This is a genomic window from Streptomyces galbus (assembly GCF_005280195.1).
Classification (GTDB): Bacteria; Actinomycetota; Actinomycetes; order Streptomycetales; family Streptomycetaceae; genus Streptomyces; species Streptomyces galbus.
Map to the genome: position 1 here is coordinate 201,908 of NZ_SZPR01000010.1, position 15,004 is coordinate 216,911.

The 15,004-nt window shown below is 72.7% G+C and carries 11 protein-coding genes; 6 read left to right on the plus strand and 5 right to left on the minus strand.

The genetic code is table 11. The features are described 5' to 3' along the window. Window positions 1-34 precede the first annotated feature (34 nt). From E4U92_RS09250 to E4U92_RS09260, 3 genes are all read right to left on the minus strand, one after another. Window positions 35-1,381 carry an ABC transporter substrate-binding protein gene (locus tag E4U92_RS09250; RefSeq protein WP_137299815.1) on the minus strand — a complete coding sequence of 449 codons (1,347 nt, stop codon included), beginning with the start codon at window positions 1,379-1,381 and terminating at the stop codon, window positions 35-37. A gap of 113 nt (window positions 1,382-1,494) precedes the next feature. Continuing rightward, window positions 1,495-2,445, minus strand: a complete 951-nt coding sequence (locus tag E4U92_RS09255) for a carbohydrate ABC transporter permease (protein ID WP_137299816.1) — start codon at window positions 2,443-2,445, stop codon at window positions 1,495-1,497. Between the two features lie 7 nt (window positions 2,446-2,452). After that, window positions 2,453-3,379, minus strand: coding sequence for a carbohydrate ABC transporter permease (locus E4U92_RS09260; protein ID WP_137299817.1), 927 nt, complete (start codon window positions 3,377-3,379; stop codon window positions 2,453-2,455). 560 nt (window positions 3,380-3,939) lie between these two features. Between E4U92_RS09260 and E4U92_RS09265 the strand changes: the two genes are divergently transcribed. Beyond that, entirely contained in the window at window positions 3,940-4,938 is a 999-nt protein-coding gene (locus E4U92_RS09265; RefSeq protein WP_168725087.1) for a LacI family DNA-binding transcriptional regulator, read from the plus strand. 58 nt (window positions 4,939-4,996) lie between these two features. Here the strand turns inward: E4U92_RS09265 and E4U92_RS09270 are convergent, their stop codons facing one another. Further along, window positions 4,997-6,571, minus strand: a complete 1,575-nt coding sequence (locus E4U92_RS09270; protein WP_137299819.1) for a purine-cytosine permease family protein — start codon at window positions 6,569-6,571, stop codon at window positions 4,997-4,999. A gap of 127 nt (window positions 6,572-6,698) precedes the next feature. On the opposite strand from E4U92_RS09270, the gene E4U92_RS09275 reads away from it, so the two are divergent. After that, on the plus strand, window positions 6,699-7,013 hold the full coding sequence (locus tag E4U92_RS09275; RefSeq protein WP_137299820.1) for a hypothetical protein: 315 nt from the start codon (window positions 6,699-6,701) through the stop codon (window positions 7,011-7,013). A gap of 37 nt (window positions 7,014-7,050) precedes the next feature. Here E4U92_RS09275 and E4U92_RS09280 read toward each other — a convergent pair whose 3' ends face one another. After that, complete coding sequence (locus E4U92_RS09280; RefSeq protein WP_137299821.1) at window positions 7,051-7,839, minus strand: IclR family transcriptional regulator; 789 nt, start codon at window positions 7,837-7,839, stop codon at window positions 7,051-7,053. Between the two features lie 215 nt (window positions 7,840-8,054). Here E4U92_RS09280 and E4U92_RS09285 point away from each other — a divergent pair, with 215 nt between their 5' ends. The 4 genes from E4U92_RS09285 to E4U92_RS09300 all read left to right on the plus strand — a co-directional run. Next, window positions 8,055-8,873: an AraC family transcriptional regulator gene (locus E4U92_RS09285; RefSeq protein ID WP_229862425.1), complete on the plus strand. Its 819-nt coding sequence runs from the start codon at window positions 8,055-8,057 to the stop codon at window positions 8,871-8,873. A 523-nt stretch (window positions 8,874-9,396) separates the two neighbouring features. After that, window positions 9,397-9,663: an acyl carrier protein gene (locus E4U92_RS09290; protein ID WP_137299823.1), complete on the plus strand. Its 267-nt coding sequence runs from the start codon at window positions 9,397-9,399 to the stop codon at window positions 9,661-9,663. Further along, window positions 9,647-10,504: a thioesterase domain-containing protein gene (locus E4U92_RS09295; protein ID WP_137299824.1), complete on the plus strand. Its 858-nt coding sequence runs from the start codon at window positions 9,647-9,649 to the stop codon at window positions 10,502-10,504. The genes E4U92_RS09290 and E4U92_RS09295 overlap by 17 nt, the downstream gene beginning before the upstream one ends. 365 nt (window positions 10,505-10,869) lie before the next feature. After that, window positions 10,870-15,004: type I polyketide synthase (locus tag E4U92_RS09300; RefSeq protein ID WP_137300136.1), on the plus strand; the 4,135-nt coding region annotated here is incomplete at its 3' end.

Below are 15,004 nucleotides of genomic sequence, written 5' to 3' on the forward strand. Positions count from 1 at the left end.
CACTTCTCGCGGTGGAGTCCTGCTCCGCCGGCGGTCACTTCTCGACGGTGAAGCCCTGCTCGGTGCCGTACTTGACGGAGGCGTCCTGCCAGGTCTTCAGGCCGTCGGCCAGCTTGGTGTGCGACACGTAGGCCTTGCCGACGGTGTCGTTGAAGATGGAGTTGGCGTAGACCTGGTAGGGCAGGTACGACCAGTCGTCGGCGACGTTCGCGGCGGACTCGGCGAAGATCTTGTTGGCCTGCTGTCCGCCGAAGTACGGGAAGGCGGTGTTCTGGAAGGCCGGGGAGTTCAGCTGCGCGACGGTCGCCGGGAAGGCCCCGCCCTGGACGCGGGTGGCGACGCCCTTGCCGGCGTTGGCGTACTCGACGAACGCGTAGGCCAGTGCCTCGTTCTTGCCGAGTTCGGGCAGGGTGAGGGCGCTGCCGCCGTTCTCCGCGCTCGCGTGGGCGCCGGCCGTCCACTGCGGCAGCGGGGCGACGCGCCAGTCACCGGCGGCGTTCTTGACGCCGGAGGCGAGGTTGGCGGGCATCCAGGCGCCGATGGCGAGGGTCGCGATGGTGCCGTCGCCGAGGCCCTTGTACCACTCGTCGGACCAGCTGGTGACGGGCGCGAGCAGCTTGTCGTCGAGGAGCTTCTGCCAGGTCCCGGTGTACTTCTCGGCGCCCGCGTCCGCGAAGTCGATCTTCACCTTGGTGCCGTCGACCTTGTAGGGGCGTGAACCGGCCTGCCACAGCATGCTGGTGGTGAAGCCCGCGTCGCCGGTGTCGTTGGTGATGTACGCCTTCGGGTCCGCGGTGTGCAGGGTGCGGGCCGCGGCCAGGTACTCGTCCCAGGTGGTGGGCACCTTGATCTTGTACTTGTCGAAGACCTTCTTGTTGTAGAACAGCGCCATGGGGCCGGAGTCCATGGGCAGGCCGTAGATGCCGTCGCCGCCGGCCTTCACGCCGTTCCAGGGGCCCGGGGAGAAGGACGCGGAGAGCTTGTCGGCGCCGAAGCCCTTGAGGTCGGTGAGCTGCTTGGTCAGCGCGTACTGCCCCATGGCGTAGTACTCGACCTGCGCGACGTCGGGCACGCCCTTCTTGGCGGACATGGCGTTCTGCAGCGCCTTGTACTGGTCGTTGCCGGTGCCCGCGTTGACCAGGTCGACCTTGACGCCGGGGTGCTCCTTCTCGAAATCGGCGGCCACCTGCTTGAGCGTGGGCTCCCACGCCCAGACCGTGAGGGTGCCGCCCTTCTTCAGGGCGGCCTGGACGTCGGCCGCGGAGACGGACTTCTTCGCGTCCGAACCGCCGTCGCCGGAGCCGCCGCAGGCGGTGGCGCCGAGGGCCAGGGCGGTCAGGAGGCCGATGCCGCCCAGCAGGCGGCGGGAGTGCTTGGGCATGGACGTACTTCCACTTCTTGCCGGAGCACCGGCGGGTGAGGGTCGAAGGACGGGAGGGTGAGAGGAGGAGGACGAGGAGGGGTCGAGCCGGGTGCGGGCGGGCCGGGTGCGGCTCATTCCTTGACGCTGCCCGCGGCCAGTCCCGACTGCCAGTACTTCTGGAGCAACAGGAACGCGGCGATCAGCGGGACGATGGTGATCAGAGAGCCGGTGATGACCAGGTTGAAGACGGGCTGGCCGCCGGCGGTCGCCGCCTGCGCGTTCCAGCTGTTGAGGCCGAGGGTGAGCGGGTACCAGTCGGGATCCTTGATCATGATCAGCGGCAGGAAGTAGTTGTTCCAGGTGGCGACCATGGTGAACAGCGAGACGGTGACGATGCCGGGTGCCAGCAGCGGCAGGGCCACCTGGAAGAAGACCCGGATCTCGCTCGCGCCGTCCATGCGGGCCGCCTCCAGCAGCTCCGCCGGGATGGCCTCGCCCGCGAACACCCACATCAGGTACAGGCCGAAGGGCGAGATCAAGGAGGGGATGATCACGGCCCACGGGGTGTTGGTGAGTCCCAGGTTGCTGAACATCAGGAAGGTCGGCACCGCCAGCGCGGTCCCCGGTACGGCGACGGCTCCGATGACCACGGCGAAGACGGCACGGCGCCCGGGGAAGGCGAACTTGGCCAGCGCGTACCCGCCGAGCACCGCGAGGAAGGTGGCGCCGCCGGCGCCCACCACCACGTAGAGCACGGTGTTGAGCAGCCAGCGGGTGAAGACGCCGTCGTGGTAGGTGAACGTCTCGGTGATGTTGCCCCACAGGGCGAAGTCGCCGTCGAACCAGAGACCGGAGGAACGGGACAGCCCCTCCTGGGTCTTGGTCGCGCTGATGACCAGCCAGAGCAGGGGCACCAGGCTGTAGAGCAGCACCAGGGAGGTGAGCACGGTCAGCAGGACACTGCGCCGGGGCCGGCCGGCCGCGGGGCGGCGCCGGGCGGAGCGCAGGCGCGGCACGGCCTTGACGGGACGCGTCCTGCGGGTCGCGGTGCCGGACGAGGCGCCGGTGGTGGTGACTGTCATGACTGCCTCACGCTCCCTTGCGCATGCCGCGCAGTTGGACGACGTAGGCGATGACCATGGTGATCACGCCCATGACCAGGGCGACCGTCGCGGAGTAGTTCTGCTGCTGGCCCGAGAACGACAGGGAGTACGTGTAGAAGTTCGGGGTGTAGTCCGTGGTGATGGCGTTGGGGGCGAGCTTCTGCAGCACGCTCGGCTCGTTGAAGAGCTGGAAGCTGCCGATGATGGAGAAGATCGTGGCGATGACGAGGGCGCCGCGGATGGCCGGCAGTTTGATGGCGGTGATGACGCGGATCTGCCCGGCGCCGTCGATCTCGGCCGCCTCGTAGAGGGACTGCGGGATCACCCGCAGCGCCGAGTAGAAGATCAGCATGTTGTAGCCGACGAACTCCCAGGTCACGATGTTGCCGATGGAGGCGAGGACGAGCCCCGGGGAGAGCGGGTCGGGCAGCGACAGGCCGAAGGCGTCGTCGATGTCGCCGACCAGGCCGAAGCGGGTGCCGTACATGAAGCCCCACATGAGGGTGGCGACCACGGCCGGCACCGCGTAGGGCAGGAAGATCGAGATCCGGAAGAAGCTCTTGCCGTAGAGGCGTCCGCTGTCGAGCGCGAGCGCCACGAGCAGGGCTATGCCGAGCATGACCGGCACCTGGACGCACAGGAAGAGGGAGACCCGGCCGAGCGACGCCCAGAAGTTCTCGTCCTGCAGGGCCGCCGTGTAGTTGTCGAGGCCGACGAACGTGGTGCCGCCGATGAGCCGGTCACGGAAGAGGCTCAGGTAGAGCGAATAGGCGATGGGCGCGAGGAAGACCAGGGCGAAGACGATCACGAACGGGGCGAGGAAGCCCCAGCCCGCCCAGGAGCGACGGTCCCGTCTGGTCGGGGGTGGTGCCAGCTGCGGCGCGGCAGCCGCCGGCGGGTGCAGCGTTGTCATGTCGTTCCTCGCACTTTCGGGGTGGTGGAGCAAGCGGCGGTGGACCGGCTCGGGTCCAGGGCCCGAGGCCCGCGGGGCCTACGTGAGCGTGACGTCGCGGCGCGACTCCGCGCTGTTATGTTTACGTAAACATCCGACGGCGGCATGTCTACCCCCGCCGGGTGACACCGGTCAAGGGTTCCGGTGTGCGCGAAGCGGCGGGGCGGACGGGAGGAGGCACTTGCCTGCGGTCGCCCGCTCACCCAACTCCCCCGCCGTCATGGGCCGTAGGGGCGGCAGGGGTCGTGACGCACTTGTCCCGCGAGATCCCGGCAGTGTTATGTTTACGTAAACATCCTCTGACGCCTGCAAGACTGCGGCATCAGTGGCGGTCGAGTGCTCCGCCATGGTGAACCGTCACTCGGACCACGACGGAAGGCGGCTGACGGCCAGTGGACATGGCTAGGACACGTTCGTCGGACCCATACGGCTCCGGTGCCGCCGCGGCCTCCGCCGGCACCGAGGGCACGACCACGGCCGACGGCCGCGGACGCTCCCGCCGCGGCCCGCGCACCGCCTCCATGGCGGACGTGGCCCGGCTCGCCGGTGTCTCCTCCCAGACGGTCTCCCGGGTGTCCAACGGCTACGCCGGGGTGAACGAGGAGACCCGCCGCGCGGTGCTCGCCGCGATGAAGGAACTCGGCTACCGCCCCAACAGCGCGGCCCGCGCACTCAAGCGCGGCGAGTTCCGCACCATCGGCGTCATCACGTTCACGCTCGCCACGACCGGCAACGTGCGCACCCTGGAAGCGATCGCCACCTCGGCGGCGCAGGAGGGGTACGCGGTCACGCTGCTGCCGGTCGCCGTGCCCACCCAGGACGAGGTGCGCGGCGCCTTCTCCCGGCTGGAGGAACTCGCCGTCGACGCGGTGATCGTCATCATGGAGGTCCACCTCCTCGACGCGGCGACGATCACCCTGCCCCCGCACGTGCAGGTGGTGGTCGTCGACTCCGACGCCGGCGACCGCTACACCGTGGTCGACACCGACCAGGCCGGCGGCACCCGCGCGGCGGTCCAGCACCTCCTCGACCTCGGGCACGACACCGTCTGGCACCTCGCCGGCCCCGAGGACTCTTTCGCCGCCCAGCGCCGCACCGACGCCTGGCGCGCGGTGCTCACCGAGGCCGGACGTGTCCCGCCGCCGCTGATCCAGGGCGACTGGTCGACGGAGTCCGGCTACCGGGCGGGACGGGAACTCGCGCGGCGCCAGGACTGCACCGCGGTCTTCGTGGCCAACGACCAGATGGCCCTCGGCCTGCAGCACGCCCTGCACGAACACGGCCGGCGCGTCCCCGAGGACGTCAGCGTGGTCGGCTTCGACGACATCCCCGAGGCCGCGCACTTCTCGCCCCCGCTGACGACCGTCCACCAGGACTTCGCGAAGGTGGGACGGCTCTGCGTCCGCGCCGCGCTGCGCAAGGTGCGGGGCGAGGGCGCGGAACGCGGCACCACGCTGGTGCCGACCCGGCTCGTGGTGCGCGCCAGCACGGCGCCGCCGCGCGGGGCAGGCGCCCGCTAGGTCAGCACCCGGCCGGGGCGTGCACGGAGGGACCACGCGACCCGGCCCTGGGCGCCGGTCAAGCGGGCGCCTGCCCCGCGCCGCGCGCCTCCTGGGCGCGCACCCGGTGCCGGCCGAGGGTGAGCGTGCCGAGGAAGGCGAGGGCCAGGGCGGTGAGGACGCCGAGGTTGGCGTGGGCCCAGGAGCCGTCCTTGCCGCCGAGGCCGAAGGGGCCGAGCAGGTAGCCCTGCCAGGTCAGCCAGTCGGCGGAGGCGTTGGTGACCAGTCCCCAGCCGAGGGCGGTGGCGGCGAGGGTGAGCAGCAGCGGCAGGGCGGGGACGTCGCCGTAGCGGCCGCGGGGCCGGTAGAGGTCGGCCTCGTCGTAGCCGCGGCGGCGCAGGAGGAGGTCGGCGAGGACGATGCCGCACCAGGCGGCGACGGGCACGCCGAGGGTGGTCAGGAAGCCGGTGAACGGGCCGAGGAAGTCGTCGGCGACGCACACGGTGTACACGGACCCGGCGATCATCAGCACGCCGTCGACGAGCGCGGCGAGCGGACGCGGGACGCGCAGCCCCGCGGAGAGCAGGGCGAGGCCGGACGAGTAGATGTCGAGGACCGCTCCGCCGACCAGGCCGAGCACCGCGACCCCCGCGAACGGCACCAGGAACCAGGTCGGCAGGATCGTCGTGAGCGCGCCCACCGGGTCGGCGGCGACGGCCGCGGAGAGCTGTGCGGAGGAGCCGGCGAGCAGCAGGCCGAACACCGTCAGCAGCACCGGAGCGACGCTCGCGCCGAAGGTCGTCCAGCCGATCACGCCGGCGGTGGAGGCGGAGCGCGGCAGGTAACGGGAGTAGTCCGCGGCCGCGTTGACCCAGCCGAGGCCGAAGCCGGTCATCAGGAACACCAGCGCGCCGACGAACTCCTGGGCGGAGCCGTCGGGGATCGCGGTGACCGCGTCGAGGTGGACGTGGCCGGCGGCGAGGGCGACGTAGACGAGCGTCAATACGCCGGTGATGACGGTGATGACGGTCTGCAGACGCATGATCAGGTCGAAGCCCATCACCCCGCCGACGACGGTGAGCGCGCCCACCACGACCAGCGCGACGATCTTCGTGCCGGTGCCGCCGCCCCAGCCGAGCCGGTCGAACACGGTGGCCGTGGCGAGCGAGGCGAGGGCGACGAGGACCGTCTCCCAGCCGACGGTGAGCATCCAGGAGAGCGCCGCGGGCAGCCGGTTGCCGCGCACGCCGTACGCGGCACGGCTGAGGACCATCGTCGGTGCGGAGCCGCGCTTGCCCGCGACGGCGACGAGGCCGCACAGCAGGAACGAGAAGACGATGCCGAGCACGGAGGCGAGCAGGGCCTGCCGGAAGGAGATGCCGAAGCCCAGGGCGAAGGCACCGTAACTGAGTCCGAACACCGAGACGTTGGCCCCGAACCAGGGCCAGAACAGCGTGCGCGGACTGCCCTTGCGCTCGCCCTCGGCGATGACGTCGAGCCCGTGGGTCTCCACCCGGAGCGCACCGGCCCGCGGCGGGGGGCCGGTGCGGCCGGCGGCCGGGTCCGGCAGTGCGGCGCCGGAGTCCCTGCTTCTTCCGCCGGGGTCCGCGGATGTGTCGTCGGGGTGCGCGGCTCTGTCGTCGGGGTCCGTCATCGTCGTCCGCCTGTCCTGTCCGGGTGATGAACGGGGCGCATGTGGTTACCCGGCTCACTCCTACCCGACCCGGTGTCCGGTGATCCGCGTGCGGACCGCCGGGCCCACGACGACAGGAGTGTGCGCCATGGTGCGCAGGACGACGGAGAGCGAACCGATGGACCCGGCGACGTTCGTGGCGCCGCCCGACGACACGGGCCGCGGACACTTCGACTGGACCGACCGGCACGAGCGGGTCCTCGGTGCGCTCACCGCCGCGGAGGAGGAACGGGGTGGCGAGGCACCCCACTTGGAGCAGATCGCCCGGCGGGCGGGTCTCGGTGAGGACGAGACCCGCCGGCTGCTGCACGACCTGGTCCGCGTGCACCGGATGGCCGCGGAACTCGCGGGCAGCGACCGCCCGGACCTAGGACCGCGCTACGAGACGACACCCCGGCTGTGACCGGGCGCGCCGCCGCGGCGCCCGGTCGCGGTGCCCGTCACGCGACCGGCTCCGCCAGGCGGGCGCCCTCCGTCCGTACGGCGCGGGAGATCATCGTGGCCGCCGCGTGCACGGGTCCGGCGACCTTGGCCGGCTGGACGAGCGGGACGGGGCCGATGACGCCGACCGCCGCGACCACCGTGCCCCGGGCGTCCCGCACGGGAACGGCGAAGCCGCCGCGGCCCGGGCGGAACGCGCCGTGCACCAGCGCGCTGCCCTCCCGCCGGACCTTGGCGAGGCACCGGGTGAGCGTGGGGCCGTCGGCGACCGTCTTCGGGGTGTGGGCCCGCAACGGGCCCGCGCACACCTCGTTCTGCACCAGGGTGCCGGCGTGGGCGAGCAGCACCTGGCCCAGCGCGGTGGCGTGCAGCGGTACCCGGCGGCCCGGGGCGTCGTAGGGGGCCGGGTCGGGTTCGCTGGAGACGAAGGTGAGGCACACGGCCTCCCGGCCGTCGCGGACGGCGACGGTCGTCACGCCACCGGTCTGCCGTTGCAGGCCGATGAGGTAGGGCTGGGCCGTCTCGGCGAGGGTGGAGGCGCGCGGCGCGAGGACCGCCGTCTCCCACAGGCGCAGCCCGATGCTGTAGCCGCCCTCCGCGGATCTCTCCAGGGCACCCCAGCCGTGGAGTTTGTTGACGATGCGGTGGACGGTCGCGACGGGCAGTCCCGAGCGCCTGCTGATGTCGCTGAGTGACAGGGTGCGGTTGTCCCGGTCGAAGGCGCCGAGGATGCTGAGCGTCCGGTCGACGACTGAGCGCTCCGGCGGGGCGGAGTGGGGAGTGGTCATCCCGTTCAGATTCCCTTCACCTTCACGTTCACTGTGGTGCTGTCAGGTGCGTGCTGCCTCCGGATTCGAGCTGTATTCGGGCGACCACCCCTATCATTGAAGCCTCAAGTGGCCAATGAAAGGTCGATTCCGGAACGCCCATGGTCGATTTCGCATCGTTACCCCTGCCCATGTTCCCCTACGTCCCGGTTTGGCGTTCCGGTCTCGACCTCGCGATGACGACCCTCCGGGAGTTGCGCGACCAGGGTTCGGTCCCCTCCCTCGCCTCGCCCCACCGCCTCGACTTCCACCAGATCCTCGTGGTCACCGCGGGGTCCGGCAGTTTCGCCGTCGACTCCACCCGCTTCGAGTGCCGCCCCGGCACCCTGGTCTGGACCCGGCCCAACCAGGTGATCGAGTTCTCTCCCCGGTCGGACATGGACGCCGACGTCATCATGTTCACCGAGACCTTCCCCCTGCACCTGAGCGCCCGCGTGGGCATGTTCGACGACGTGCTGCGCCCCACGCACTGGCAGCTCTACGGCTCCGAACTCCTCGCCTTCCGGCGGGTGGTGAGCCTGCTGCGGGAGGAGTTCCAGCGGCCCGACGAGGGCCTGGGCGAGGAACTGCTCAAGCACCTGCTGGCCGTCGCCATGCTGCACATCGACCAGATGTGCCGCCGCCGCCACAAGGAGCCGGGCGCCGCCGTCAGCGGTGAACAGGGCGAACTGTTCCTGAGGTTCCGCCGCGAGCTCGACCGCTCGTACGCGGTCACCCGGCTCGTGGAGGACTACGCCGCCGCCCTCAACTGCAGCACGCGCGCGCTGTCCCGGGCCTGTCGCGCCGTCGCCGGCACCTCGGCCAAGGACGTGATCGACTCCCGGGTCGCTCTGGAGGCACGCCGGCTGCTCGGGCACACCGACCTGCCCATCGGGGCGATAGCGCGGCGGCTGGGGTTCTCCGAGGTCACCAACTTCGGCAAGTTCTTCACCCGTCGGGTCAACATGACGCCGGGGGCCTTCCGGCGTGAGGCGCGGGCGGCCCAGGCACGGTAGGCGGGGGCGGGCCGGCCACCCCGGAGGGGCAGGGCGACGGACGAGTGGGGGTACGTCGCCTGCCCTTCATCCGGCGCCTCATGCGCGCCCACGGCCGTAACGCGGAATTCCTTTCCACTCTTCGGAAGGGCGGTTGTTCGGGATTCGGCGCGGTGGCAAGACTGTGGCCTGCGTGCTTCGGGCGACCACTCCGACGGCACAGCGAACTTGTGGGCCCACAAGTCCGGACCATCCACCGATCGACGAGGATCGACCGTACAGCGTATGACCTACTGACGAGTTGTTATTTCCGTCGGGGTGCGGCGATTCACCGGAAAGCGGAGTGTCACCGCGTTCCCCGCCCCTTTTCCCGGCCCGGAAACACGTATTCCGGGTCGCGCGCCGGTCCGGCCGAATGCCCTCGGCCGGGCTTCCCCCGGCGTGCCGTGACCCCCATCGCCGGCCCTGCCGCGCGGTGTGCGGGCGCCACCATTCGCACGGTTCGGGGCCGGCTCCGCCGCGCCCCCGGGAAGGACGACGCATCATGGCCGCAGTGACCCCCGACGAGGCCGAGACCTGGCTGATCGAGAAGATCGCCCACCGGCTCGGCGTGGACCCCTCCGAGGTCTCCCGCGAGGTGTACTTCGACGAGTTGGACCTGGACTCCACCGAAGCGCTCATCCTGGCGGGCGAGCTGGAGAACTGGCTCGGCTTCGAGCTGAGCACCACCACGCTCTGGTACCACCCGACCGTGAAGGACCTGGCCGGGTACCTGGCCGAGGAGAGCGCGCAGCGTGCGGCCGCCGCGTGAGCTGCGCCCCCCGGTGGTCCGGCGGTTCCGGGACGCCGCGCCCGGCGGGCACATGGTCTGGTTCGTCCACCCCGGCGCCCTGGCGCCCACGGTGTATCGGGCGCTCGCCGGGGCACTGCCGGAGGGCGACGGGCTGACCGTGCTCGACCTGGGCGCGGTCCCGGAGTACGCCGAGGCGGCGCTGACCGGGGGCCGCGCGGCGACGACCGTGGCGGGGCTGGCCGAGCGGCTGCTGGCGGCCATGGAGCCGCAGCCGGGTCCGTACACCCTCGCGGGCTGGTCGTTCGGCGGTGTGCTGGCCGTGGCGATGGCCGACGCGCTGCCGGCCGGGCGGCGTCCGGCGCGGCTCGTGCTGCTCGACAGCATCGCGCCCACCGAGGAGTACAAGCAGCCCGACGACGCCCTCGAACCGGGCCTGCTGCTCGGCTGGTTCAGCATGTACCTGGGCGCCAAGCGCGGCCGTCCGGTCCGGCTCGCCCCGGGCGCGCTGGACGGCCGGTCGGTCGACGACGGGCTCCCGGTCGTCCTGGACGCCGCGGTCGCTTCCGGCGCGCTGCTGCCCGACACCCCGCTGCCGGGGCTGCGCAAGCTCTACGACACCTATGTCGACGGGCTGTTGCGCAACAACCGGCTCACCGCGCCGCACCGGCCCGCCCCCGCTCCCCTGCCCGTGGTGCTGGTCAAGGCCGAGCGCAGTCTGATCCCGGGCGACGACACGCTCGGCTGGCTGCCGCTCGCGCCGCACGGTCTGACCGTGCACCTGTGCCCGGGCGACCACTACACGATGCTCGACCACCCCGACGCCGTGGACACGATCGCCCGTCTGCTGCGGGGCGCGTAGCCGTACGCGGGGGTGCCCGCCGACCGCCCTGCGGGGCGGGACGGAGGTGGGCCGGCACGGGTCATCGGCCCGGCGGAGAGCCGCCCCGGGCCCGGTGGGCCCGGCCGGACAGCACCCGACCGTCACGCCGGCCCGCGTGCCGGCACGCCGGCCCCGCCGGCGCCCCCAGGGCCGGTCCCCCGCGGGATCGCGCCCGTACAGATCGCCGTCCGTCACGGGCGGCGCCCGACCCCGGTACCGGTGCCGTGCAGGCACCGTCGGCCCGGGTGGGGCGCCGGCCCGACCACCCTTGCGCGTCACCCGCAGGGCCCCGAACCGACCAGGGGCCGTCACCGGTCCCGCCGTCCGACCAAGAGAGCCTCGCCGTGAACGCTTCGCACGCATCCGACCTCGACCGCCGGCTGGCCCGCGACCCGATCGCGATCGTCGGCCTGTCCGCCCTGTACCCCAAGTCCCGCGACCTGCGCGAGTTCTGGGCGAACGTGGTCTCCGCCGCCGACTGCATCGAGGACGTCCCCGCCACCCACTGGGACGTGTCGGAGCACTACGACTCCGACCCCTCCGCGCCCGACAAGACGTACTCCAAGCGCGGCGGCTTCATCCCCACCGTCCCGTTCAACCCGCTGGAGTTCGGGCTGCCGCCCAACACCCTGGAGGTCACCGACGTCCTGCAGCTCCTCAGCCTGGTCGTCGCCCGTGACCTGCTCAAGGACGCGGGCGCCGACCAGGACTGGTACGACGCCTCGCGCACCGGCGTCGTGCTCGGCGTGACCGGCGCCAACCAGCTCACCCAGCCGCTGTCGGCCCGGCTGCAGACCCCGGTCCTCAAGGAGGTCGTGCGCTCCTGCGGCCTGACCGAGCGGGACGCCGAGGAGATCGCGGAGAAGTTCAAGCTGGCCTTCGCGCCCTGGGAGGAGAACTCCTTCCCCGGCATGCTGGGCAACGTCGTGGCCGGCCGCATCGCCAACCGCCTCGACCTGGGCGGCACCAACATGACGATCGACGCGGCCTGCGCCAGCTCCCTGGGCGCGGTCAAGGCCGCCGTGAGCGACCTCCTGGAGCGCCGCGCGGACATGATGCTGGTGGGCGGCTGCGACGCCGAGAACACCATCTTCATGTACCTGTGCTTCAGCAAGACGCCCGCGTTCTCCAAGTCCGGGCTCATCCGCCCGTTCGACGCGGACGCCGACGGCACGCTCATCGGCGAGGGCATCGGCATGCTGGCGCTGCGCCGCCTGTCCGACGCGGAGCGGGACGGCAACCGGATCTACGCCGTGCTGCGCGGCATCGGCTCCTCCAGCGACGGCCGGTTCAAGTCGATCTACGCGCCCCGCAAGGAAGGCCAGATGACGGCCCTGCGCCGGGCCTACGAGGACGCCGACGTCTCCCCCGACTCCATCGAGCTGTTCGAGGCGCACGGCACGGGCACGGCGGTCGGCGAGGCGACCGAGCTGTCGGCGCTGTCCGCCGTGGTGTCCGAGAGCGGCGAGGAGAAGCAGTACGCCGCGGTCGGCAGCGTCAAGTCGCAGATCGGGCACACCAAGGCGGCCGCCGGCGCGGCCGGCATGATCAAGCTCGCCCTGGCCCTGCACCACAAGCTGCTGCCGCCGACCATCAACGTCGAGCGGCCCAACCCGGCGATCGACTGGGCGAACAGCCCCTTCTACGTCAGCTCCCGCACCAGACCCTGGATCCGCGACCCGCGCCGGCCGCGGCGCCGGGCGGCGGTGTCGTCGTTCGGCTTCGGCGGCACCAACTTCCACGTGGTCCTCGAGGAGCACGGCGACGGCGACGACCTGCGGGTGATGTTCCCGGTGAGCCGGGTGCACCTGTGGCACGAGCCCGACGTGGACGCGCTGGCCCGGGCCGTGGAGGGCGCCGAGCCGCGCACCACGCCCGCCCCGGCGGGACACCCGCGGCTCGCGCTCGTCGCCCGGTCCGACGCCGAGCTCGCCGAGCTGCGCACCCTGGCCGTGGCCCAGTTGCGCACCCGGCCGACGGCGGACGCCTGGTCGCACCCCAAGGGCATCCACTTCCGCGCCGCCGCCGCGTCCACCGGCAAGGTCGCCGCGCTGTTCGCCGGCCAGGGCAGCCAGTACGTCGAGCCCGGCCGCACCGCCGTCCTCGCGCTGCCCCCGCTGCGCGCCGCCTTCGACGCGGCCAACGCGGCCTTCGGGGAGGACGCACTCCCGTTGTCCCGGGTGGCGTTCCCGCCGCCCGCGTTCGACGAGGCGACGCGCACCGCGCAGGAGGGCGCGCTGCGCCGGACCGAGTACGCGCAGCCCGCGATCGGCGCGCTGGCCGCCGGCCACTACCGCTACCTGACGGAACTCGGCTTCGACGCCGACGGGTTCCTCGGGCACAGCTTCGGTGAGCTGGCCGCGCTGTGGGCGGCCGGCGCCCTCGACGACGCCACCTACTTCGCGCTGGCCCGGGCCCGGGGCGCGGCGATGGCCCCGCCCGCGCAGAGCGGCTTCGACCCGGGCGCCATGGCCGCGGTCATCGCCTCCCCCGAGCGGGTCGAGGAACTGCTCGCGGGCTTCGACGAGTTGGTGGTCTGCAACCGCAACGCCCCGGACCAGATCGTGGTCGGCGGCGCCACCGACGCCGTCGAGCGGTTCGTCGCCGCCGCCGGTGAGGCGGGCGTGCGCGCGCTGCGGCTGCCGGTCTCGGCGGCCTTCCACACGCCGTTCGTGGGACACGCCGTGGAGGCGTTCGGACGCGCCGTCGCGGACGCCGAGATCCGCGAGCCGCGCCGCCCGGTGTACGCCAACTCGCCCGGCGCCGCGTACGGTTCCGACGCCGAGGCCAACCGCCGGACCCTGGTGGACCAGCTGGTCAAGCCGGTGGAGTTCGCCGAGCGGGTCGAGGAGATGTACGCGGCGGGCTTCCGTACGTTCGTGGAGTTCGGCCCGAAAAACGTGCTGACCAAGCTGGTCGACCGCATCCTCGGCGAGCGCGAGCACTTCGCGGTCCGGCTGGACCCCGGCAGCGAGGGCGACGCCGACCTGACGCTGAAGCGCGCGGTGGCCGAACTGGCGGTGCTGGGCCTGCCGTTGGCGACCACCGACCGCTATGTCGCCGAGCCCCCGGCCGAGGAGCCCGTCAAGGGCATGACCGTGCCGCTCAACGGCATCAACCACGTGCCCGAGGCCCGCCGGGCCGCCTACCGGGACGCGCTGGAGAACGGCTACCGGATCGAGCGGCCCGTCACGGTGCCCGCGGCCGCCGCCGCCCCCGCCCCCGTCGGCACCTCCGGCCCGGGCAGCACCCCCGCTGTGACCGGCTCCGGGACCCCCGCGCCCGTCCCGCCCGCCCCCGCCGCCGCGCGGCCCGCGCCCTCGGCCGAGGTCGCCGCGGCCGCCCCGGCACCGGCCGGGAGCACCGCCCAGCCCCCGGCGACGGCCGCCGTCGCCCGGCGACCGGAGAGCGCGCCGGCCCCGGCCCCCGCGGCGCACGCCGCCTCCGCCGACGTACTGGAGAGCGAACTCGTGGAAGACGAACAGCCCACCCCCGCGCCCGATCGGCTCTCCTCGCTGATCGCCGACCACCTGGCGCTCCACGACGATTACCTGCACGGCCAGTTGGCCAGCGCCCAGCGGATGATGGGCCTGCTGGAGCGCGCCGACGAGCAGGGCCGCGTCGACGCGGTGCTCCCCGGTGTGGCCTCGGTGAAGGAGCACGGCCTGGCCATCGGGCGCACGCACCTGCGGGCCAACGAGATCCTGCGGGAGATGGCCGCGCTGGAGATCGGCGCGCTGACGGAGTCCGCGCCCGTGGCGCCGGCCGTCCAGGAGGCCCCCGCGGCGCCGGCGGCGCTGCCCGCGCCGGAGACTCCGGCCCTCGCCACCGCCCCGGCCGTTCCGCAGGCGCCGGTGGACCAGGCCGCCCCGGCGGCTCCGCCCGCCCCCGCGCCCGCCCCGGCGGTCCGCACCGAGGCCGTGGCCCCGCAGGCCCCGTCGGCGCCGGTCCCCCCGGCCGTCCCGCAGGGTGAGGGTCAGGGTCCGTCCGACGACGCGCACCACGACAACGCCCCGTCCGGGACGGGCGCCTCGGCCGACGAGGTCGCCGCCGCCCTGCTCGACGTCGTGTCGCAGAAGACCGGCTACCCGGCGGAAATGCTCGACCTCGGCATGGACGTGGAGGCGGACTTGGGCATCGACTCCATCAAGCGCGTCGAGATCATGGGCGTGCTGCAGGAACAGTTCCCCAGCCCCACCCCGGTCGGCCCCGAACAGCTCGGTGAGCTGCGCACGCTCGGTGAGATCGTGGACTTCGTGCTGAGCCTCGGCGGCTCGACCGCCCGGGCGCCCCACGCCGCCGCGGCCACGGTCACCGTCGGTGCCACCGCCACCGCGACGGCCGCCCCCGCGCGGGCCGGCTTCAGCACCGCCGACGTCGCCTCCGCGCTGCTCGGCATCGTGGCGCAGAAGACCGGCTACCCGGCCGACATGTTGGACCTCGGCATGGACGTCGAGGCCGACCTCGGCATCGACTCCA

What these genes read in the sequence shown, in the direction of transcription:
- E4U92_RS09250 (WP_137299815.1), bottom strand. Translation starts at nt 1,381, where the DNA reads ATGCCCAAGCACTCCCGCCGCCTGCTGGGCGGCATCGGCCTCCTGACC.
- E4U92_RS09275 (WP_137299820.1), top strand. Translation starts at nt 6,699, where the DNA reads ATGGTGCGCAGGACGACGGAGAGCGAACCGATGGACCCGGCGACGTTC.
- E4U92_RS09270 (WP_137299819.1), bottom strand. Translation starts at nt 6,571, where the DNA reads ATGACGGACCCCGACGACAGAGCCGCGCACCCCGACGACACATCCGCG.
- E4U92_RS09290 (WP_137299823.1), top strand. Translation starts at nt 9,397, where the DNA reads ATGGCCGCAGTGACCCCCGACGAGGCCGAGACCTGGCTGATCGAGAAG.
- E4U92_RS09255 (WP_137299816.1), bottom strand. Translation starts at nt 2,445, where the DNA reads ATGACAGTCACCACCACCGGCGCCTCGTCCGGCACCGCGACCCGCAGG.
- E4U92_RS09260 (WP_137299817.1), bottom strand. Translation starts at nt 3,379, where the DNA reads ATGACAACGCTGCACCCGCCGGCGGCTGCCGCGCCGCAGCTGGCACCA.
- E4U92_RS09280 (WP_137299821.1), bottom strand. Translation starts at nt 7,839, where the DNA reads ATGACCACTCCCCACTCCGCCCCGCCGGAGCGCTCAGTCGTCGACCGG.
- E4U92_RS09285 (WP_229862425.1), top strand. Translation starts at nt 8,055, where the DNA reads ATGACGACCCTCCGGGAGTTGCGCGACCAGGGTTCGGTCCCCTCCCTC.
- E4U92_RS09265 (WP_168725087.1), top strand. Translation starts at nt 3,940, where the DNA reads ATGGCGGACGTGGCCCGGCTCGCCGGTGTCTCCTCCCAGACGGTCTCC.